Here is a 22,371-nt window from a genome sequence, read left to right as displayed (position 1 = left end):
AAGGGCTCCATCGGCGACGGCTTTCAGAGCATCAAAGAACTTCGAGCGATGGATTTGGGCAACTCGATGAGGTGCAGATGGAAAATCAAAATCCCCCCGCCGTACGGCTTCCCACACAGGTCCCCTCGCTTACAAGATGGGAACGTCTTGAACGACATTGGGCAGAGGACGCGCCCCTTGGGACTTCTATCGGTCCATTGAGTGACGAGGAACTGATTCTCTGCTTCGTCAAATGGGGCACGCCGCTCTCGGGGCAATCCTATGTATATGACGCGCGTGCCAACTCGCCCACGCGCAAAGTGCAGTCGAAGGTCGGCAACGTCGTCACGCGCTATACCTCACGGAAGATGGGGCGGCGCCTCGCCACTGAGAGCCGCGGCCCCGAGTTTGGCGCGGTCCTTCGCTATGATTTTGACGGGGCGACCCACGAAATTTACTGCCAACCACCCCAAATCCGCTTGACGGTTCCGATGGAGCGCAAGTTGGCCAACGGCACCGTCTCTGTCTACGCCGCGCCGTACAAGTACACACCCGACATCCTTCGGATAACCGCGTACGGGCTATATCTAGACGAGTGGAAGACCCCCCATGACCTTGAGCTTCTGCAGTCAAAGTATCCCTCGCGCTTCTTCCAAGAGGAAGACGGAACGTGGCGATGTCCGGAGCGCGAACTTCACTTCGGCAACCTCGGAATCACCTATTGCTTACGGTCCAGCGATGAGAACAATCCGACGTTTGTATCAAACATCGATTTCCTGAGCGACTTCCTCAACGGTAGAGCCGCGCCCCTCACCGAGTCAGCATGGCAAGCGATTGAGAAGATTACCAGCAGTACCTGCCCCATGACCTTGGGGCTTCTTCTGAGTCATGCCTACCCGGACCGCACACCTTGGAACGAAGACCTCATTGTCGAGACACCTCAAGACGCATTCCTTGTAGACGATGTTTATAAGGCCATAGCCGCGCAGCGGCTCTTCGTTGACCTCGATTTCGATGAACTCTCCGAGCCCGATGATGTACTCGTCTGCGCGTCGCGCGCGCAATTGGACGCAGTCGTTTTTAGCCGTCCGGTGCCAAGGGCGACAAACGACGAAGTCCTGTTCAATGTCGACATCGGCACTGCGTTCATGTATCGCGACCGGCCAGAGGTCTTCGAGGTCTCGATGGTCAACAGCGAGACGGTCTCTTACTTCGACCAGCAATCGCGTGTCGGCACACTGATGCCAATCGCCATGTTCGAGCAGGCGCTGTACCGGCGCGACATCAATTTAATAGCAACAACGCGCTCTATCGACGACGCCCTATCGCGAATCGATGGACTCACAGACGAACAAATTATTGAGGGCAAGAATCGCCTCCTGATGGTCAAGGCTATCGAGGAGGGCAAGCAGGTCCGCACGAACTTAAGCAAACGTCAAATCCAACGCATCTTGAAGAAGGTACGGGAGGCCGGTGACTCTGTTACAGCCAGACGCTGGGCGGCCACGCGCAAGCGCCGCAGTGGTGGGCGCTCCCAGATTTCACAGAAGCAGTTGGACCTCATTCGTCGGGTTATAGAAGAAGGGAATAACCCGACCAACCCAGGCGGGAGCGCGAACTACAAGCGTTATGTGCGGCTTAGTGCTGAAGAAGGCATCGATGTCGTATCCCGCAAGACACTCACTCTGCACGCAAAAAAGTTTGTCGACAAGAAAGCGCGTCGTGGCAGCAGAGTGGTCTATGCCGAGGAACCCGCAGTTTGGTATCTGTACCTGACCGATAAGATACACGGCGGACGGCCTTTTCATCGCGTGCACATCGACCACACACAGCTGGACATATTCATCGTAATTCGAGGAAGGGGTGGTCGGATTTTTCGCCGTCGGCCATGGCTGACGCTCGCAATCGACGCAGAATCGCGCGCCGTCCTAGGCTTCTATCTTTCTTTGCACGCGCCGAGCACGGTCAGTTGCATGATGGTCCTAAGAGCGATAGTAAAGGTGCACAGGCGAGTCCCCGCCTTTATCGTCGTCGATAACGGCAAGGAATTTCACTCGGATGCGTTCGATGCATTATGCGATTGGCTCGATATCACGTTACAGTTCCGGCCAGCGCATCAGGCGCGGTTTGGGAACGTCATCGAACGGCTTTTCGGAACCGTCAACACGGAGTTTATCCACAATTTACTCGGCACTTCCAAAGCGCTTGCCAACGTGAGAACGGTCACAAAGTCAATCAATCCACTGAGCGGCGAACTTCTAACTTTTGCACAGCTTCATGGCCTGTTAGACCATTATTTATTCCAGGACTATAACCTGTGCGTTCACCCCGCCCATGACCACGCGCCCGTCGAGTATATGCATTTGCGCTTGGGCAAAACTGGCCGACGCCTCGCTCGAAGAATCGATTTCGAAGGGCAGTTCTACATCCGAACCTGTGTGCCACCTTCGACCCATGGTTCCACGCGATTGCTCGATAAACAACGGGGCATCAAGATTGGACATATCTGGTATACGTGCAAAGAGTTTTCAGATAGTTCACTTCGTAACGGTCAGAAGCTCGATGTGCTGGTCGACATGTGGGACGTAAGCATCGCCTATGCGAAGGTAAAAGGCGACTGGGTCCGCTGCGCCTCGCAGTTGCTTATGAAGTATCGAAAGCTGACGGCTATCGAATGGCGTTACGTCATCTACGAGGTGCGCCTTCGTAGCCGGGGTGTGAGCGAAGAAGACATGGAGTTCGTGCTCCAATCTGTCCTCCTAGACTATCGTCCGCCAGATGCAGCCGCAGCAACTGAAGCAACCCGGCAGGTATATGGGAATGCACGACTTATCGAAGACCAGTCTCAGCTGACTACCGACCAAATCATTTCAATGCCCGTCGCGCTCACTGTGCCCGAACGCACGGAAGAGGCGGCCACGTCCGTTTTCCGCAACCCTCGGCTACCAACAACCCAAGAACCCATCCTGCCGGGACAAGATATTTTCAAGATTGACTTCGACAAACTGCACACACAAGGGCCCATCTGAATCGGAGGAAAGAATGGAACAGCGCCTTACTTTGGAGCAAGCATCTCGTTTGGCACAAGCAATCAATGGGAGTCCTAATGACAAATTCGGTTATCTGCGCTCGCTGCGATTCACCCACCCGAACCTCGAGGTCGTGCGCAAGCGAGTTCGTGAGAATACGACGCCGCACGGCGAGCTTTCGATAACAATCGTGTCTGGTCCAGCCGGTGTTGGAAAATCGACCTTCGCACAGCTTTTGATGGAAGAGTTATTAAAGAGGCACGAGGTTGAAATACAGGAAGACCTCGGTTCGATACCGGTCGTTCTGAGCGTAATTGATGCTGCGGACGGCAAACAGATTAACTGGCAGTTGTTCTATCAAAACATGCTTCAGGACCTCGTTACGATAACACCTGCTTTTTTGTCGAGTCAGGCGAATACGCCTGAAAGTATGAACGCTGCAATCAAGAGCAGCCGAATGATGTTGGACCATGCACTTCGTCAACGCAAGGTCCGGTACATAATACTTGATGAGGCAGTGCACCTGACTGATAGTGCGACACCGCCTCTCCAGTATGGCAATTTGCTGAAATCTCTGGCGAACCGCGCCGGCCTCAATCTCATTCTCGTGGGCGCCTACGGCTCGGAAAGGCTTATGGAGGCAAGTGGCCAATTGACCCGTCGCCTAGAAGTGGTGGAGTTCCCTCGATATCGGTGCAAAGAGGAGGGCTTCAGGGAGTTCGCAACCTTCCTAATGGAGTTCCAGAGATTCATACCGCTACCTTTCGAGATACCCCTTAGCAAATACATTGAACCGCTCTTCCTCGCTCACATGGGACTGTGTGGTTACGCATCGCAAACCTTGGCCAAAGTTGTACGTGCGTGTGCATATGACGGCCTGAAGCGATGGGAAGACGACTACCTGTGGAATGCCTGCCCAGTCCCAGCCGCTTACGAGAAAATTTCGATGGAGACCCTGGCAGGAGAGATGGCCATCAAACGGTATTTGAAGTCGCCGAAAGCGAGAACCTATCCAAGCGAAAAAGAAATGTTGGCACGACTCGCGGCACAAAAAACGACGGGGAAAAGGAAAGACAGTCGGCAGGAGACGGCAAAATGAGCGTCCTTTCGGCCACAACTCCTGGAGGCTGGCCCGATGATATGCCCCAACGGTCGGCTCTATTCAATATCCCACCTTACGGCTGCTGCGGGGAAAACCGGGAACACCTAGGTAGCTACGTTGCGAGATTGAGTGCTGCTCACGGAATTACACGAGGGACGCTCACCAGTCGCGTTGTGGGACCAGGGGCACGAGAGCTATTTCATGTAACCGATGACCGCATGGCTCGCGACATTGGTCGTTCTGACTACTCGATTCTCCTAGCTGGGTGTAGACAGCAAGCGCAAATTTGGTCCACCACACTCAACCGCCTCACAATGCGTGAGGATTTGCAGCTATGCTCGCTTCTGCCGCTGAAGAATCTTGTCCCGCTGCTCAAGTTACAGAATCAAAACAGAAGAGTTTGCATTGAGTGTCACCGAGAAGACGAAATGGCCGGTCGCGACAAATACGACCGATTGCTTTGGCGTCTCTCAGCCGTTAAAGCTTGTCCGTTGCACGCCCTCCAACTTTCAGAACTGCCCACCCCTGCAAAGTACTACTCCCGCGCCCAGCTGGCAGAGAACGACCTCGAATTTGCCGCACGCGCAGCAAACGCTTCAATGAAGCCCGTCCCCGCATCAGATTTTGAGATTGAGATTGCTCGTCTGATTGCAGAGTTGTTGGACGATTCCACTCGTTGCCCAGAACTGCGATTCTCGGCCTCGGCGCAATCCCGGTTTCTTCAACATGCGGCAGACGACTTTTTCAATGGAAAAGCGGCAGTCCTTGGGAGGCACTTCCGCGTAGACAAAGGGCAGATTTTCGGCTGGATGCGGAAGGGAGTGCGGATTAGCCTGCCCCGTCTGGCCGTAATTGCCTACAGTTGCAGGTGCCGTATCGCGGATGTGATTTCCGGTACATGGGTCGCTCCGTCATCGTTGCGTCAACAGCCAGATGACCATCAGACGAAGGTTCTCGAACGAAAACGCAACCTGTATAAGGCCCCAAGCGAGAGAAAGCGGGCAGAGGTTCGACGACTTCTCGATAGTGGCGAAGCGACTGACGCCGCTGACGCGGCGAGGCGATTGAATTTATCTTACAAAACGCTGCGAGAGCACTTCCCAACTGAACACGCGCAGTTTGTCCATGACGGACAAGAACTTCGAAAGGCGGTCAGTCAGCGGAGACGCAATCTCGTCAATCAGACCTATCTAGAGGAGCATCTAGCAATTTTGAAGACGGGCTTTTACCCGTCGCGCAGGCTCGTTGCAGAAAGGATGAAAGCGCGGGGGCTACCACTCACTGAGTTTCGAGCGGCAGAGCGGGCCCAAGTGAACGCACACGCCATAAGCGGAGTGCCAATAGCGTCGAGGGGAGGCGCAGCGCCATTGCCGCGTTCAAGAAGAGCAACAAATCGCGCTGGAGTCTAACTATGGACTTTCTGTAACACTGACGGTTACCTACATCTGTCGTTTGCGACATCTGTAGAGTAAAGCCACACTGGCTAGGTAGCGCTAAGTACTTGATTTTCTTGGTGCGCCCGGCTGGGATCGAACCAGCAACCCCTGCCTTCGGAGGGCAGTACTCTATCCATTGAGCTACGGGCGCTTCAACACGAAAGCGCGGCAACCTGAACAGGAGCGACGCCAAAGCGAGACCGAAAGGATACCCGGTTTCGGCCAAACCGTCCACCGGACGGCCTATATGGCGGGATGGAGCGCCACCCGCCCACCATCCAGACGGCCCCAGCCGCGCCCCGCGATGCGGGTAAACGCCTGCTGAACACCTCGCCACGCCCCTCGCCGCCGCCGAAATGTTGCGTCTATAATCGTCCGTGCCTGATTAAAGAACAAGAAGTTGCCGTCACGCTGTACCGCTCACATACCCACGGAGACGAGACAAGCATGAGCGAAGCACCACACGGAGCCCCAATCAAAACCCCCGGGCAGCTCATCGCCGCGATCATTGCCAGTTTTGCGGTACCGATCGTCATCATCGTTCTGCTCGTGATCTACGTCGATAATTCGACGCGCACCGGCGCCGGCACCGACAGTCTTTCCGACGCCGAGGTCAGCGCGCGCATCAAGCCGTTCGCGCAAGTCGACATTCGCGATGCCAACGCGCCGCGCGTCTACAAAACCGGCGAAGAGGTCTACAAAGCCGTTTGCTCGGCGTGTCACGCGTCGGGTGCAGCAGGCGCGCCGAAATTCACCAATACCGCCGACTGGGCCCCGCGCATCGCGCAGGGCTTCGACACGCTGTTGCACACGGCCCTCACCGGCAAGGGCGCGATGCCCGCGCGCGGCGGCACCAGCCCAGACGACTACAGCGATTTCGAAATCGCCCGCGCAGTGGCCTACATGGCGAACAATTCCGGCGCCAGCTTCCCTGAACCGGCGCAACCGGCAGCAGGTGCGGCAGCCGCCGCGTCTGGCGCGGCCGCCGCAGCGCCGGCGGGTGCTTCGGACGCTGGAGCCGCACAGGCCGCTGCCGCGATCGCAGCCATGGCCAGCGTGCCGCAAGCCGCTGCACCGGCGGCAGGCGCGGCGCAAAGCGCCGACGCCTCGCAAGCCGGTAAGGCGCTGTATCAGCAGGTTTGCCAGGCGTGTCACGCGGCGGGCGTGCTGAATGCACCGAAGTTCGGCGACAAGGAAGCGTGGGCGCCGCGCCTGAAAGACCCGATCGACACGGTCTACAACTACGCACTGCACGGCAAGGGCGCGATGCCGCCCAAAGGCGGCTCGACTGCTTCCGACGCGGACGTGAAGGCCGCCGTCGACTACATGGTCAGCGCGGTGAAATAAGACACGTCCGGGACCGTTTTCCGCGCTTGTCGCGGAACAAAAAATCCCTGCACCGTGGCGACACGGGCAGGGATTTGTCATTCAAGGCTTCTGCAACAGCGCCTTCAAACTCGCGAGCCGGTCTTTCGGCGACATCGGCGCCTCTTCGGGCGTCGGCGGCGGCGCATCGTCGAGCAGCATTTCGGGGATGAAGCGCGACGGCTCGCACACCACGGTTTCGCGCGCACGCTTGCGCTTCTTGCACCAGTTCAGATGCAAGCTGCGCTGCGCGCGCGTAATCGCGACGTACATCAGACGCCGCTCTTCCTCGATGCGCGCGTCGTCGATCGGCTCGTCGTCGGGGCCGCCGCGGTGCGGCATGATGCCTTCTTCGACGCCCACCAGAAACACGTGCGGATACTCCAGCCCCTTCGACGCGTGCACCGTCGAAAGCCGCACCGCGTCCGGATCTTCTTCGCGGCCTTCCAGCATCGACATCAGCGCGACGGTCTGGATCAGGCCGAGCAGACTCTTACCGGTATCGCCGAAGCCATCGGCAGTGTCATAGCCGGTTGCTTCGCTATTCTCCGAGCCCTTCTCTGAGCCCGCAGGCTCGGCCTTGGTGCCTTTGCGCTTCAACCACTCCATGAACTCGAGCACGTTCTGCCACTTGGACTGCGCCTGACGTTCGTCGAACGCGTCGTACAGATACGCTTCGTAGTGAATTGCATCCATCAGTTCGTCGAGCAAGGTCCCCGCGGCATCCTTCTCGGCGCGATCGGTGAGACGCTGCATGAAATCGCAAAACACGCGCATCGGTTCGATCTGACGCGGCGACAGGCGCGCCTCGATGCCGCCCATGTACACCGCTTCGAATAGCGACACCTTGGCCTGACCCGCGAACGAGCCGAGCGCTTCGAGCGTCGTATTGCCGACGCCGCGGCGCGGCGTGGTGATCGCGCGAATGAACGCGGGGTCGTCGTTCGCGTTGGCGATCAGGCGAAGATACGCGCAGATATCCTTGATTTCGGCTTTGTCGAAGAACGACTGCCCACCCGACAGCACATACGGAATCCGCTCACGCCGCAGCACCTGTTCGAAGATGCGGGCCTGAAAGTTGCCGCGATACAGAATCGCGTAGTCGCGGAAATTCGTGCGCCGCTCGAACTTGTGCGCGGACAGGCGGAACACGACGGACTCGGCCTCGTGCTCTTCGTCGTTGCACGGTGTGACGGTGATCGTGTCGCCCATGCCGTGCTCGGACCAGAGTTTCTTTTCGAACAGCTTTGGGTTGTTCGCGATCACGTTGTTCGCGGCGGTCAGAATGCGCACCGTCGAACGGTAGTTCTGCTCGAGCTTGATCAGATGCAGCTTCGGAAAATCCTTGCTGAGCTGCCCGAGATTCTCGAGCGTCGCGCCGCGCCAGCCGTAGATTGCCTGATCGTCGTCGCCGACCGCCGTGAACGCCGCGCGCTTGCCGGCCAGCAGTTTCACCAGTTCGTACTGGCACGCGTTGGTGTCCTGATACTCGTCGATCAGCAGATAGCGCAGCTTGTTTTGCCAGCGGTCGCGCACCTGCTCATTTTTCTCGAAGAGTTCGGCGGGCAAGCGGATCAGATCGTCGAAGTCGACCGCCTGATACGCGTGCAGCGTCGCCACATAGTTGCGGTAGACGATCGCGGCCTGATGCTCGTCCTCGTTCGCGGCGATCGCGATCGCCTCTTCCGGCATGATCATGCCGTTCTTCCACAGCGAGATGATCGACTGGATCTTGCGGATGAAACCCTTGTCCGTCGAGCCGACCTGCTCCTGGATCATGCCGAAGCAGTCGTCCGAATCCATGATCGAGAACTGCGGTTTCAGGCCGACGTGCTCCGCTTCCTGCCGCAGAATCTGCACGCCGAGCGAGTGGAAGGTGCAGACCGTCAACTGGTTGACGGGTACTTTGCGGCCTTCCTTGCCGGGCGTGGTGAGCGTCCTGCCTTCGAGCAGCTTACCGACGCGCTCGCGCATTTCCAGCGCGGCCTTGTTCGTGAACGTGACGGCGGCAATGTGGCGCGGCTCGAAGCCTTTGGCCTCGATCAGGTGGGCGATTTTCTGCGTGATCACGCGCGTCTTGCCGCTGCCTGCGCCGGCGAGCACGAGACACGGACCGTCAAGATAACGGACCGCTTCATTTTGAGCGGGATTCAGGCCTGCGGACATCGTCTGTGGATGGGTAATGCGGTTGAGGGCGCTTGGGTGCGGAATCGCGAGACCGAAGGCCCGGGGGCATGCTGCACGGGGCGGGCGGCCGGCGCGCGTGCCTCGGTGCGAGGGGCGTTCCGGCTCGCTGCGATCCGCGCGAGAGGAGCGATGTTAACACGGATGACCGGAGCGGATACCGTGACAGATGCGCTGACGGCCGGCCAGGAATGATGTCCGCGATGGTAGCTCGCCCGACTGCAAAAACGGATGCCCGATCGGGCTGCCCCTACTGCTGCCGCAACTGTCATCCGGGCGCCGCCAAACAGACACCGCCGACAACCGCCTGCGATGACGCTGACAGTCCGCCTTCAGGACATGCCACAATTACGCTGTTGCGCGCCGTCGCCGCGGTGGCAAAGCGGCGCGCCGTTTTTGCAGGAAGACACGCATGTCCGCATCGCTGAAGATTGGATTGATGGGTTACGGTTTTGCCGGCGCGACCTTTCACGCGCCGGTGATCGAGCATTGCGGGCGAGCCAGCCTCGCGGCCATCGCGACGAGTCAGTCCGACCACGCGCTGGCCGATTATCCGCACGCGAAGGTGGTGGCCGATCTCGACGCCCTGCTGGCGCTCGAAGAAATCGACTGCGTCGTCATCGCGACGCCCAACGACACGCATTTCGACCTGGCGCGCCGCACGCTGGAAGCGGGCAAGCACGTGGTGGTCGACAAGCCGGTCACGCTCACCGCCGCCGACGCCCACACGCTCGCCAACATTGCGCTCGCTCGCAGCAAGCGGTTCGTGCCCTTTCACAACCGCCGCTGGGACGGTGATTTTCTGACCGTGCGGGATCTGCTTGCCGGCAGAGAGTTGGGGCGCATCACGCAATATGAATCGCATTTCGACCGGTTCCGGCCGGAAGTCCGGCAGCGTTGGCGTGAAGAGGCTTCACGCGGCGGCGGTCTGCTATTCGATCTTGGGCCGCACCTGATCGACCAGACGTTGGCCTTGTTCGGCGCTCCGCAGACCGTGTCCGCGACGGTTCGGACCCACCGCGACCAGGCCAGCGCACCGGACTACGTGCACATCCAATTGGGTTACGGGGAGTTCGAAGTGGTGCTGCATGCAAGCGCGTTGACTGCGCTCGTCGCGCCGAGGTTTACGATCCACGGCACGCGGGGAAGCTATGTGAAATACGGGCTCGATACACAGGAAGATCAGCTGAAAGCCGGCCTGCGGCCAGGCGACGAGGGATTTGGCGCCGGTAACACGGCGGGAGTACTGCGTGTGCTCGAAGGCGATCAGGAAGTCGAGCGGACGGTGCCTACGCGCAACGGGGACTACGCCGGTTTTTATATCGCCCTGGCGGATGCCATTCAGAACGGCGTGAAGTTCCCCGTCAGCGCTCAGGACGCGGTCGACGTCATGACGATCATCGAGCTTGCGGCCCGGAGCTCCGAGGAAGGTGTCCGGCTGCCGTTTGAACGTATTCGCTGAGTTTTCTCCCGGCTACGGGACGTTTTCTCGCCATTTGGCGGCAGCATGCGCACCATGCCGCCGCCAACAGCAAACGCCTGACAACCCCGAAAGGAACATAACGTTACAAATAAGCGCGCCGCTACGGTCAGCGCGAATCCCCGGCAATCCGTTGCTACCCCTGTAGCACCACAAAACGACAACGACTTCCGGAGAGTCCATGCCCCGTATCGTCCGCGCACTAGCAGCATGCGCATTGCTCAGCTCCCTCGCCGCCTGCGTGGTGGCGCCCCAGCAACCCGCGCCGGCGCCGCGCCCGAATCCGCAGCAAATCGCGGATCAGCGCTTCAACCAGGTCAACGGCCGTATCGACAACCTGAGCCGCCGCATCGACGCGCGCGTCAATCAAGGCTATTACCCGCCCCCGCAAGGCGGCGCCTTGCATCACCGTCTGGACGTGATCCGTCAGGAAGCGCACGACATGGCGGCGCAACACGGCGGCGGCCTGTCCGGCGACGAACAGCGCGTGCTGAACCAGGAACTGGACAACGCAGCGCACGCCATCGGTGAATAATCGCGCCGGCTGACGGCGATTGAGGCACTGAAGCAGGCAAGCGCGGGCATCACGTCCCGCGCTTTTTTTGACTTTCGCGAACCCGCAGCGCCAACCCCCACACCCCTTTCGGGCCTTTATTTGACAAGCCCCCGGCCCTCGCGTACATTCGCCGCACGCGTCGGGAGAGCGTGCTGGCCGCAGATAATCGCAGGCCGCGCCGCCGAAGGGGCACACCCGCAAACTCTCAGGCAAAAGGACCGACTGCGTCGAAGAACCCGCGCCCAGGCAACATCAGGGCACTCGTTTTTCGCACTCTGGAGAGCGGCAGTAGCCGTCCGCATCGTTTATATATCGAGCGGACTTTGGCAAGCTGCCCACCGAAGGGGCGCGCGTTTCACCGTAGCGATCATGGCTTCACCATCGTACGGCAGCGCAATCTCTCAGGTATCGAGGACAGAGGGGCCATGCAACGCAATCGCTCGCAGCCAGCCGGCCGCGAGGCGTAGCGCCGCGTGGCCTTTTTTGTTTCGCGAGACGCCCGAGGCCCCATGACCGAACTCAAACACACCCCGCTCAACGCCACTCATCGTGCGCTCAACGCTCGCATGGTCGATTTCGGCGGCTGGGACATGCCCGTCAACTACGGCTCGCAGATCGACGAACATCGCGCCGTGCGCACCGACGCCGGCATGTTCGACGTCTCGCACATGTGCGTCGTCGATTTCACCGGCGAACGCGTGCGCGCCTTCTTCGAATATGCGCTGGCCAATAACGTCGCCAAGCTGCAAACGCCGGGCCGCGCGCTCTACTCCTGTCTGCTGAACCCGGATGGCGGTGTGATCGACGATCTGATCGTCTATTACTTCAGCGAAACGCACTTCCGCCTGGTGGTCAACGCCGGCACCGCCGAGAAAGACGTCGCCTGGTTCGGCAAGCTCAACGCCGAAGGCAACTACGGCCTGACCATCACGCCGCGCCGCGATCTGGCGATCGTCGCCGTGCAGGGCCCGAACGCCCGCAACAAGGTCTGGCAAGTCGCGCCGTCCACCCGCACCTCGACCGAACTCCTTAAGCCGTTTAACGCCGCGATCGTCGACAACACGCCGTTTGGCGAATTGATGATTGCCCGCACCGGCTACACCGGCGAAGACGGCTTCGAAATCGTGCTGCCTGCAACGTTCGTCTGCGAGTTCTGGGACGCCTTGGTGCGTCAAGGCGTGCGCCCTGCCGGTCTCGGCGCGCGCGACACGCTGCGTCTCGAAGCCGGCATGAACCTGTACGGCCAGGATATGGACGACAACGTCTCGCCGCTCGACGCCGGCCTCGCCTGGACTGTCGATCTGACTTCGCCACGCGACTTCGTCGGCAAGGGCAAGCTCGAAGCCGACGGCGCGCAGACCGCGTTCGTCGGTCTGATCCTGCTGAAGGAAAACGGCAAGGCGGCAGGCGTGCTGCGTGCTCACCAGAAAGTCGTCACGCCGCAGGGCGAAGGCGAAATCACCAGTGGCACGTTCTCACCCACGATGCAGGAATCGATCGCCTTCGCGCGTGTGCCGAAGGGCGTGCAGCCGGGCGACACCGTTCACGTCCAGATTCGTGACAAAAACGTACCCGCAAGCGTGGTAAAACTGCCGTTCGTGCGCAACGGCAAAGTGCTCGCAGTTTAAGCAGCCGGCGCGTGCGAAACCTCCTCAAGAAAACGCCGGGCCGCCCCAGGTTTTCCGCCCCGGCAGGAAGTCCCCTTGGGGGATTGCCCCCCTCGGGGAGCCTGGCGCGAAGCGACAGGTTTGTGGGGGCCCCTTTTATTAAGTTCATACCGAATCACACCGCATAGGAGCATCCGATGAGCATCCCGGCCGATCTGAAATACACCGAATCGCACGAGTGGGTCCGCACCGAAGCAGACGGCACGCTGACGGTCGGCATCACCGACCACGCGCAGGAAGCGCTCGGCGATATCGTCTTCTTCGAAGTCCAGGAACTGGGCAAGACCGTCAACGCCGGCGACACCGTCGCCGTCATCGAGTCGGTGAAAGCCGCTTCCGATATCTACGCGCCGGTTTCGGGCGAAATCATCGAAGCGAACCCGGCCGTCGCCGACACGCCGGATGGCGTCAACAGCGCACCGTACGAGAACTGGCTCTTCAAGATCAAGCCGGCGGCGGACACTTCGCAAGACCGCCTGATCGACGCGGACGCCTATTCGAAGTCAATCGGCGCCTGATTCATCGCACGTTGCACCATTACGTTTAAACCCGACAGGTACGACGCGTCCAATTCGACAGCCAGATAGTCGATTGGACGCCCGCACCGCCAGGAACACCTCATGAAGCTCGAACACCCGGATCGCCTGATGAACCGCACTCCTCTCTCGCTCGCCGCGCTCGAAGTGCACGATGCCTTCGCTGAACGGCACATCGGCCCGGATTCGGCCGACCAGCAAGCGATGCTCGAAGCCCTCGGCTTCGCGTCGCGCGCCGCGCTGATCGACGCCGTCATTCCGCAGACGATCCGCCGCACCGAAACGCTGCCGCTCGGCCCCTTCGCCCAGCCGAAGAGCGAAGCGGAAGCGCTCGCCGCGCTGCGTGAACTGGCGGACAAGAACCAGGTGTTCCGCTCGTACATCGGGCAGGGCTATTACAACGCGCACACGCCGACGGTGATTCTGCGTAACGTGCTCGAAAATCCGGCGTGGTACACCGCGTACACGCCGTATCAGCCGGAAATCTCGCAGGGCCGACTGGAAGCGCTGCTGAACTTCCAGCAGATGGTCGTCGACCTGACGGGTCTGGCGATCTCGAATGCCTCGCTGCTCGACGAAGCGACCGCCGCCGCCGAGGCGATGACGCTGCTGCAACGCGTCGGCAAGCCGAAGTCGAACGTGTTCTACGTCGCCGACGACGTGCTGCCGCAAACCATCGAAGTGGTGAAGACGCGCGCCACGCCGGTCGGCATCGAAGTGAAAGTCGGTCCGGCCGCGGAAGCGGCGAACGCGAATGCGTTCGGCGTGCTCCTGCAATACCCGGGCGTGAACGGCGACGTGCGCGACTACCGCGCACTTGCCGATGCGATCCATGCAGCCGGCGGCCACGTGGTGGTCGCGGCCGACCTGCTCGCGCTGACCGTTTTGACGCCGCCGGGCGAATGGGGCGCGGACGTGGCCGTCGGCAACACGCAGCGTTTCGGCGTGCCGGTTGGTTTCGGCGGCCCGCACGCGGCTTACCTCGCCGTACGCGATGAATTCAAGCGTCAGATGCCGGGCCGCCTCGTCGGCGTGACCATCGACGCGCAAGGCAACCCCGCGCTGCGTCTCGCGCTGCAAACGCGCGAACAACATATCCGCCGCGAGAAGGCGACCTCGAACGTGTGTACCGCGCAAGCGCTGCTCGCGATCATGGCCAGCATGTACGCGGTCTATCACGGCCCGCACGGCCTGAAGACGATTGCGCTGCGCGTGAACCGTATCGCGGCGCTGCTCGCGGCCGGCGCGAAGAAGCTCGGTTACGCGCTCGTCAACGACACATTCTTCGACACGCTCACGTTCGAAACCGGCGCGCGCACCCAGGCACTGCATGACGCGGCGACAGCGCGGCGCATCAATCTGCGCCGCGTGAGCGACACGCGCGTCGGCATCTCGATCGACGAAACCACCACGCGCAGCGATCTGGCCGATCTGCTCGCGGCATTTGCGCAAGCGGCGTTCGTCGACGAAGTCCCGCAAATCGATACGCTCGACGCAGAACTGCCCGCGGAAAACACCATGCCCGCCGCGCTCGAACGCACCAGCGCGTACCTTACGCACCACGTGTTCAACCGCCACCATTCGGAAACGGAAATGCTGCGCTACCTGCGCAGCCTCTCCGACAAGGATCTGGCACTCGACCGCTCGATGATCCCGCTCGGCTCCTGCACGATGAAGCTGAACGCGACCTCCGAAATGCTGCCGGTCACGTGGCCCGAATTCGGTCAGATCCACCCGTTCGCTCCGGCTGAGCAAACGGTCGGCTACCGCGAAATGATCGATCAGCTCGAGCAGATGCTGGTCGCGGCCACCGGCTACGCAGCCGTGTCGCTGCAGCCGAATGCCGGTTCGCAAGGGGAATACGCGGGTCTTCTGATCATTCACGCTTACCACGCTTCGCGCGGCGAAGGCCACCGCAACGTCTGCCTGATTCCCGCTTCGGCGCACGGCACCAACCCGGCTTCGGCACAAATGGCCGGCATGCAGGTGATCGTGGTGGCTTGCGACGCGCAAGGCAACGTCGATATCGAAGACCTGAAAAAGAAAGCCGGGCAACACGCCGACAAGCTCGCGGCGATCATGATCACGTATCCGTCCACGCACGGCGTGTTCGAAGCGAACGTCCGCGAAATCTGCGAGATCGTGCATGCGCACGGCGGTCAGGTCTATGTGGACGGCGCGAACATGAACGCAATGGTCGGTCTGTGCGCGCCGGGTCAGTTCGGCGGCGACGTCTCGCACCTGAATCTGCACAAGACCTTCTGTATTCCGCACGGCGGCGGCGGACCGGGCGTCGGTCCGGTTGCGGTCGGCGCGCATCTCGCGCAATTTTTGCCGAATCAGATTTCGTCGGGCTATGAGCGTGCTGCGAACGGTATCGGCGCCGTGTCTGGCGCGCCGTACGGCTCCGCGTCGATTCTGCCGATCTCGTGGATGTACATCGCGATGATGGGCGCGAAGAACCTCACGGCTGCCACCGAAACCGCGATCCTCAACGCCAACTACGTCGCGAACAAACTCGCGCCGCATTATCCGGTGCTGTACTCCGGCCCGGGCGGACTGGTCGCGCACGAATGCATTCTCGATCTGCGTCCGCTCAAGGAAACCAGCGGCATTACCGTCGACGACGTCGCCAAGCGTCTCGCCGACTACGGCTTCCACGCACCGACCATGAGCTTCCCGGTGCCGGGCACGCTGATGGTCGAGCCGACCGAATCGGAATCGAAGGAAGAACTCGATCGCTTCATCGAAGCCATGATCGCGATCCGCGACGAAATTCGCGCGGTGGAAGAAGGCCGCTCGGACCGCGAAGACAATCCGCTCAAGCATGCGCCGCATACGGCAGCGGTGGTCATCGCCAACGACTGGCAGCATGCGTATGCGCGCGAAACCGCCGCGTATCCGCTGCCCACGCTGATCGCGAAGAAGTACTGGCCACCGGTCGGCCGTGCGGACAACGTGTACGGCGACCGCAATCTGTTCTGCTCCTGCGTGCCGATCGCCGACTACGAGTAAGCGAGGCCGCCAACCGCGCATCGTCTGAAGGTTGTAAGCAGGCGTTGCGCGGTTCTGTCGCTTGTGTCCGCAAACGGCTAACATCACACACCGAATCAGCCTAACGAGGAGTTTCGCATGGCGCGAAAGGTGCGATTGATGCAAAGCCGAACCGGAATCAGGCGAACCCAAACATGGCAGCAGGCTTGCACGCTATTGCTGGCTGGCGCAGCGGTGCTGCTGCCGCTACAGCGGGCGCAGGCCGCAATGAATTTTTGCGCGGCACCCGCGCTGCAAACCAGCGAACGCACGAATGCCGATCCAGGCGTCAAGGCATTGGTGAGCAATGTGCTGGCACATCTGAACGACCCGCCGCATGCGCTGGCAAAACTGCATACCGAAGGCACGCTGCCGCACGAGGGCATCTACGATCAAAGCGTCGAGGCCGAGAAGGATCTCGATCTGCTGCGCGACGCCGCGCTCGCCTGGCGCGCGACCAGTGACGACCGTTATCTGAAACTGGTCGACCGCTTGCTGTATGCGTGGGTCACGACCTATCAACCCAGTTTCAATCCAATCGACGAGACCCATTTCGAAGGCCTGATCCTCGCCTACGACATGACCGCGAGCGCGTTGCCGGTGAAAACGCGCAATGCATCGATGGCGTTCCTGACGAAGCTCGCGAGCGGCTATATCGCGCAGATCGACGCGCAGCCGCGGCCGCTCACGGGTACGTTCAAGAACAACTGGCAAAGCCACCGGATCAAGCTGATCTCGATGGCCGCATTCACGCTGGATAACCGCAAGATGATCAACGCGGCGCAGCGCCTGTTCGACGAGCATATCGGCGACAACATTGCGCCGGACGGCGCGACGGTGGACTTTGCCGAGCGCGACGCGCTGCACTACGTCACCTACGATCTGCAGCCGCTCGTGACCGCCGCGCTCGCCGCGCGCCGCCACAACCGCAACTGGTTGCCGGAGAAGGGGACGAACGGCGCATCGTTACAAGCTGCGCTGAACTGGCTCACGCCGTACGCGGACGGCAGCAAGACGCATGAAGAATTCGTGCATTCGAACGTTCCGTTCGATGCCAAACGTCGCGAGGCGGGTTTGCCTGGCTACTCGGGTCAATGGGACCCGAAAAACGCGACGGAACTGTTTCACCTGGCGGCGCGTCTCGACGGACGTTATACGCCGATCGCGCTGCAGCTCGCACCGACGCCGCCCGCGTGGCTCGCCGTGTGCTTGCCGCTGCCGGCGCGCTAAACTTACTTTTATCAGCAGGAGCAGTAAATGGCAGTCAGCGTGTTCGACCTCTTCAAAATCGGCATTGGTCCGTCCAGTTCGCATACGGTCGGGCCGATGCGTGCGGCGCTGATGTTCGCGCAAGGGCTCGAACGCGACGGGCTGCTTGGGGCGACGGCATCGGTGAAAGTGGATCTGTATGGATCGCTCGGCGCAACCGGCAAGGGTCACGGCACCGATCGCGGCGTGATGCTCGGCTTGATGGGCGATGCGCCTGACACAGTCGATCCCGACACCATCGCGCAACGGCTGGAAGCGGTGAAGCGTTCGCGCCAGCTCGCCTTGCTTGGCACGCACAACGTGCCGTTCATCCAGAAAGATCACATCTCGTTTTATCGCCAGGCGCTGCCCGAGCACCCGAACGGCCTGAAGCTGCGCGCGTTCGATGCGCAAGGCGAAACGCTGCGTGAGTCGACGTATCTGTCGGTGGGTGGCGGTTTCGTGGTGACTGCGGGCGCGCCGAATACGAAGGTGCTAAGCGCTGTCGAACAATTGCCGCATTCGTTTCGCAGCGGCGGCGAATTGCTGGCGCTGTGCAAATCGACCGGCAAGAGCATCGCGCAACTGATGTGGGAAAACGAACGCGTCTGGCATACGGAAGAAGAGACGCGTGCGGGCCTGCTGAAGATCTGGAACGTGATGCAGTCGTGCGTATCGCGCGGTTGCGGCATCAACAATCCGGATGCCGACGGTCACTTGCCCGGCCCGTTCCAGGTGAAACGCCGCGCGCCGCAGTTGTATCGCGCGTTGTCGGGTAATCCTGAGCTGGCGCTGCGCGATCCGCTTTCGATGGTCGACTGGATCAATCTCTACGCCATCGCCGTGAATGAAGAAAACGCCGCGGGCGGCCGCGTGGTCACGGCGCCGACCAATGGCGCGGCCGGCATCATTCCCGCCGTGCTGCATTACTACACGCGCTTCATGCCGGGCTCGAACGAGCAGGGCGTGATCGATTTCCTGATGACGGCTGCGGCCATCGGCATTCTGTACAAGCTGAACGCATCGATTTCAGGCGCGGAAGTGGGGTGCCAGGGTGAAGTGGGTGTGGCCTGCTCGATGGCCGCAGGTGGACTCGCCGCAGTGATGGGCGGCACGCCTGAGCAAGTCGAGAACGCCGCAGAAATCGGCATGGAGCATAACCTCGGGCTGACGTGCGATCCGGTCGGCGGAATGGTGCAGATTCCGTGTATCGAGCGGAATGCGATGGGCTCGGTGAAAGCCGTGAATGCCGCGCGAATGGCGCTGCGCGGTGACGGCACCCATTACGTGTCGCTGGACTCTGTGATCAAAACAATGATGCAGACCGGCGCCGATATGAAGACGAAGTACAAGGAAACATCGCGCGGCGGGTTGGCTGTGAATATTGTGGAGTGTTGAGAACACCGCAATCCGGTCGCGCCCATCGCAACGCCTGGAGGTTTCATCGCAATGCCGCTCGCTTCTGGATCTTCTTCGATTGCCCAAACTACCGGCGCGCGTCTCGTCGTCGACGCCTTGCTGACGCATGGTGTCGAGCGTGTCTTCTGTGTGCCCGGCGAGAGCTTTCTCGCTGTTTTAGATTCGCTGCATGACGAAGCCGACCGCATCCAGACCATCGTCTGCCGGCACGAAGCAGCGGCCGCGAACATGGCTGAAGCCGTCGGCAAATTGACCGGTCGGCCGGGCGTCGCGATCGTCACGCGCGGACCCGGCGCGACGCATGCGTCGATCGGCGTGCATACCGCGTTTCAGGACTCCACGCCGATGATCCTGCTGATCGGTCAATGCGCGCGCGAACATCTCGATCGCGAGGCCTTCCAGGAAATCGACTACCGGCGCATGTTTGGGCAGATGGCGAAATGGGTCGCGCAAATCGATGACCCGAAACGCATCCCCGAATATTTGAGTCATGCGTTTCACACGGCGACGGCGGGGCGGCCGGGGCCGGTCGTGTTGTCGTTGCCGGAAGATGTGTTGAGCGACGCGTGCGATCTTGTTGCCGGCGCGCCCGCCTATAAGCGTGTCGCGGCGTCGCCCTCCACGGCTCAGATGGACGAGTTGCGTCGATTGCTGGAAGGCGCGCAACGGCCGATAGTGATTGCCGGCGGCAGCGGTTGGACACCGGCAGCCTGTGCCGACCTGCAACGCTTCGTCGAGAATTGGCAATTGCCGATCGGCCTCGCGTTCCGCTTCCAGGACACGCTCGACAACGAGCATCCGAACTACGCGGGCGACGTCGGACTCGGTATCAACCCCGCGCTTGCTCAACGTATCCGCGACGCGGACCTGCTGCTTACGCTCGGTCCACGGTTAGGCGAAGCGACGACCAACGGCTACACGCTGCTCGACATCCCGAAGACGAAGCAAACCCTGGTGCACGTGCACCAAGGCGCTGAAGAACTCGGGCGCGTCTACGCAGCGGATCTGCCAATCGTCTCCGGCATGCCGGAGCTGGCAGCACAACTCGCCGCGTTGAAGCCGTCTTCTGACAAGCTCGCGTGGAGCGGCGCCGCGGAAGACGCTCATCGCGCGTATCTCGACTGGCGCAAACCTCGCCCGATTCCCGGCGACGTGCAAATGGGCGAAGTCATCCAGCAATTGCGCGCGCATCTACCGGAAGACGCGATCCTCACCAACGGTGCGGGCAATTACGCGACGTGGCTGCATCGGCATTTTTCGTATCGGCATTTCCGCTCGCAACTCGCGCCGACCAGTGGCGCGATGGGCTACGGCGTACCGGCGGCGATTGCGGCGAAGTCGATGTACCCGCAACGCGCAGTAGTCGCATTAGCCGGCGACGGCTGCTTCATGATGTCCGCGCAGGAACTCGCGACGGCAATGCAGTACGACCTGCATGTGATTTTCATCGTGGTGAATAACGGTCACTTCGGCACGATCCGGATGCATCAGGAACGGCATTATCCGAATCGCGTGCATGGTACGGGTCTCACGAATCCGGATTTTGCGGCATTCGCGCGATCGTTCGGCGCGCATGGGGAGACTGTGGAACGGACTGAAGATTTTCTGCCTGCGTTGCAGCGTTCTTTGGAAGCGAAGCGCGCAGCGGTGATCGAGATTCGCATGCCGCAGGAGGCGAGTACGCCGGGTGCGACGTTGGAGCAGATTCGGGAACAGGGGAGGAAGCTGCGAGGGGAGTGATGACACATGCGAGTCCGAGCCTTTACGGCTTGCTCGCGTCTGTCTTGCTCATGTTGAACCCGGGCGCCGACTGCGCCGGAATCGCCACCACATCAAGGCACAAATCGCAGACTGCGGCGAGGACGTTTCTGACGTCTTTTGTTCCGTCGCCGAAATCCACGTCTCGCATTGCAAACGTTGTACTGACAACGTCGTTGCAGCGAGTGCATATTGCTGCGCTCTTCCCACCCTCGCTATACGGCAGTTTCTTCATGGCTCAATTCCCGAAGATATAAAACGGTACCGCCTATTTTCGATGAAATTTTTTTCGGGAGAAGGCTAATCAGGTTTGCGCCCAGATACGACCAGCCATAAAAAAACCCCGCCGAAGCGGGGTTTCCGTGATGCTAAAGCAAGCCGCTAGATCAGCTTACTTCCCGCCCACGCTTTGTAGCGTCGTCCACTTGCCATCGACAACCTTGTACAGCGTGATGCCGCCGTTCTTCAGGTCGCCCTTGCTGTCGTACGCGAGGTTCGCGGCCGTCACTGCCGGCATCGAGGTCTTCGCGAGCAGCGGCAGGTACTTGGCCGGATCGGTCGAGTTAGCCTTCTTCATGGCGTCGAACATGGCCATTGCGCCGTCGTAAGCGTACGGCGAGTACGTTTGCACGTCTTCGTTGAAGCGCTTCTTGTACTTTGCGACGTAGTCCTTGCCACCCGGCATTTCTTCCAGCGGCAGGCCGGCGAGCGATGCCACCGTACCGTTCGCTGCGTCACCCGCGATCTGGATGAACGTCGGCGTGTGGACCATTTCGCCGCCCATCAGCGGTGCCTTGATGCCCAGTGCCTTCATCTGCTTGACCATCGGTGCCGCTTGCGAATCCGCGCCGCCGTAATAGATCAGGTCCGGCTGGACCGACTTCAGCTTGGTCAGGATCGACTTGAAGTCGACAGCCTTGTCGTTCGTGTATTCACGGTCGACGATCGAGCCGCCCGCTGCCTTCGCTGCCTTTTCGAACTGATCAGCCAGACCCTGGCCGTACGCCGTGCGGTCGTCGACGATCGCGATCTTCTTCACGCCCAGCGTCTTCACCGCGAACGTGCCGGCGACCGAACCTTGCTGCGTGTCGGACGTCATCATGCGGAACGTGGTCTTGAAGCCTTGTTGCGTGTACTCAGGCGCCGTCGCCATGGCGATTTCGGGGATGCCCGCGTTCGCGTAGATGCGCGAAGCCGGAATCGTCGTGCCCGAGTTGAAGTGGCCGAGCATGCCCTTGATGCCGTCATCCACCAGCTTTTGTGCAACGGTCGTGCCGGTGCGCGGGTCAGCCTGGTCGTCGGCCGAATCCAGCACGAAGCGAACCGGCTTGCCGCCGATCACCGGCTTGGTTGCGTTCATGTCTTCCACAGCCAGCGTGATGCCGTTCTGGAAGTCCTTACCGTAGTGCGCCTGTGCGCCCGTCATCGGACCGGCAAAGCCGATCTTCACGTCTTCGGTCGATTGAGCGTTGGCCGTCCCCGCCAGCGACATTGCTGCAACCAGCGCTGCGCCTGCCAGCTGTTTCATTTTGTGTTGCATAGCTTCTCCTTGGTACCAGGTGTGGATGGAGCGGTTTTT

At 60.7% G+C, this 22,371-nt stretch carries 15 protein-coding genes, 1 tRNA gene and 2 riboswitches; of the genes, 12 read left to right on the top strand and 4 right to left on the bottom strand.

The genetic code is table 11. The features are described from left to right. Positions 1-77: 77 nt before the first annotated feature. From PQQ95_RS01330 to PQQ95_RS01320, 3 genes are read left to right on the top strand one after another with little or no spacing between them, the layout of a single operon-like run. On the top strand, positions 78-3,008 hold the full coding sequence (locus PQQ95_RS01330) for a TnsB C-terminal domain-containing protein (protein ID WP_408433984.1): 2,931 nt from the start codon (positions 78-80) through the stop codon (positions 3,006-3,008). A gap of 13 nt (positions 3,009-3,021) precedes the next feature. After that, positions 3,022-4,107 carry an ATP-binding protein gene (locus tag PQQ95_RS01325; RefSeq protein ID WP_408433981.1) on the top strand — a complete coding sequence of 362 codons (1,086 nt, stop codon included), beginning with the start codon at positions 3,022-3,024 and terminating at the stop codon, positions 4,105-4,107. Next, entirely contained in the window at positions 4,104-5,519 is a 1,416-nt protein-coding gene (locus tag PQQ95_RS01320; protein ID WP_408433978.1) for a TniQ family protein, read from the top strand. The genes PQQ95_RS01325 and PQQ95_RS01320 overlap by 4 nt, the downstream gene beginning before the upstream one ends. Before the next feature lie 102 nt (positions 5,520-5,621). Here the strand turns inward: PQQ95_RS01320 and PQQ95_RS01315 are convergent. Next, positions 5,622-5,697, bottom strand: a tRNA-Arg gene (locus PQQ95_RS01315). 296 nt (positions 5,698-5,993) lie between these two features. Here PQQ95_RS01315 and PQQ95_RS01310 point away from each other — a divergent pair. After that, the gene (locus PQQ95_RS01310; RefSeq protein ID WP_408433975.1) at positions 5,994-6,893 is read left to right on the top strand and encodes a c-type cytochrome; all 900 of its coding nucleotides are present in this window, start codon (positions 5,994-5,996) and stop codon (positions 6,891-6,893) included. A gap of 81 nt (positions 6,894-6,974) precedes the next feature. On the opposite strand, the gene PQQ95_RS01305 is transcribed toward PQQ95_RS01310, so the two are convergent. After that, positions 6,975-9,077 carry a UvrD-helicase domain-containing protein gene (locus tag PQQ95_RS01305; RefSeq protein WP_408433973.1) on the bottom strand — a complete coding sequence of 701 codons (2,103 nt, stop codon included), beginning with the start codon at positions 9,075-9,077 and terminating at the stop codon, positions 6,975-6,977. A 430-nt stretch (positions 9,078-9,507) separates the two neighbouring features. On the opposite strand from PQQ95_RS01305, the gene PQQ95_RS01300 reads away from it, so the two are divergent. The 8 genes from PQQ95_RS01300 (at position 9,508) to PQQ95_RS01265 (ending at position 20,774) form a co-directional block, all read left to right on the top strand. Then, on the top strand, positions 9,508-10,557 hold the full coding sequence (locus PQQ95_RS01300) for an oxidoreductase (protein WP_408433970.1): 1,050 nt from the start codon (positions 9,508-9,510) through the stop codon (positions 10,555-10,557). A 199-nt stretch (positions 10,558-10,756) separates the two neighbouring features. Continuing rightward, positions 10,757-11,110 (top strand): hypothetical protein, encoded by a 354-nt coding sequence (locus PQQ95_RS01295; RefSeq protein WP_175054049.1) that lies wholly within the window; start codon positions 10,757-10,759, stop codon positions 11,108-11,110. A gap of 151 nt (positions 11,111-11,261) precedes the next feature. Then, positions 11,262-11,362, top strand: a riboswitch (glycine riboswitch). Between the two features lie 34 nt (positions 11,363-11,396). After that, positions 11,397-11,559: riboswitch (glycine riboswitch) on the top strand. An 81-nt stretch (positions 11,560-11,640) separates the two neighbouring features. After that, positions 11,641-12,759 carry a glycine cleavage system aminomethyltransferase GcvT gene (gcvT, locus tag PQQ95_RS01290; protein WP_408433967.1) on the top strand — a complete coding sequence of 373 codons (1,119 nt, stop codon included), beginning with the start codon at positions 11,641-11,643 and terminating at the stop codon, positions 12,757-12,759. A gap of 176 nt (positions 12,760-12,935) precedes the next feature. Further along, positions 12,936-13,316 carry a glycine cleavage system protein GcvH gene (gene gcvH, locus PQQ95_RS01285; RefSeq protein WP_408433964.1) on the top strand — a complete coding sequence of 127 codons (381 nt, stop codon included), beginning with the start codon at positions 12,936-12,938 and terminating at the stop codon, positions 13,314-13,316. 102 nt (positions 13,317-13,418) lie between these two features. Continuing rightward, positions 13,419-16,349, top strand: a complete 2,931-nt coding sequence (gcvP, locus tag PQQ95_RS01280) for an aminomethyl-transferring glycine dehydrogenase (RefSeq protein ID WP_408433961.1) — start codon at positions 13,419-13,421, stop codon at positions 16,347-16,349. Between the two features lie 117 nt (positions 16,350-16,466). Beyond that, complete coding sequence (locus PQQ95_RS01275; RefSeq protein WP_408433959.1) at positions 16,467-17,597, top strand: alginate lyase family protein; 1,131 nt, start codon at positions 16,467-16,469, stop codon at positions 17,595-17,597. A gap of 27 nt (positions 17,598-17,624) precedes the next feature. Further along, positions 17,625-19,013 carry an L-serine ammonia-lyase gene (locus PQQ95_RS01270; RefSeq protein ID WP_408433956.1) on the top strand — a complete coding sequence of 463 codons (1,389 nt, stop codon included), beginning with the start codon at positions 17,625-17,627 and terminating at the stop codon, positions 19,011-19,013. Positions 19,014-19,064: 51 nt separating this feature from the next. After that, positions 19,065-20,774 carry a thiamine pyrophosphate-binding protein gene (locus PQQ95_RS01265; protein ID WP_408433953.1) on the top strand — a complete coding sequence of 570 codons (1,710 nt, stop codon included), beginning with the start codon at positions 19,065-19,067 and terminating at the stop codon, positions 20,772-20,774. Between the two features lie 22 nt (positions 20,775-20,796). On the opposite strand, the gene PQQ95_RS01260 is transcribed toward PQQ95_RS01265, so the two are convergent. Both PQQ95_RS01260 and PQQ95_RS01255 read right to left on the bottom strand, forming a co-directional pair. Further along, a complete protein-coding gene (locus tag PQQ95_RS01260; protein WP_408433950.1) occupies positions 20,797-21,027 on the bottom strand; it encodes a hypothetical protein in 231 nt (76 codons plus the stop codon). Between the two features lie 156 nt (positions 21,028-21,183). After that, a complete protein-coding gene (locus PQQ95_RS01255; RefSeq protein WP_408433947.1) occupies positions 21,184-22,332 on the bottom strand; it encodes a branched-chain amino acid ABC transporter substrate-binding protein in 1,149 nt (382 codons plus the stop codon). Between the last annotated feature and the right edge of the window lie 39 nt (positions 22,333-22,371).

The sequence above is a fragment of the Paraburkholderia caffeinilytica genome (genome assembly GCF_046030355.1).
Taxonomy (GTDB): Bacteria; Pseudomonadota; Gammaproteobacteria; order Burkholderiales; family Burkholderiaceae; genus Paraburkholderia; species Paraburkholderia caffeinilytica_B.
This window is presented reverse-complemented; position numbering and strand designations above follow the sequence as displayed.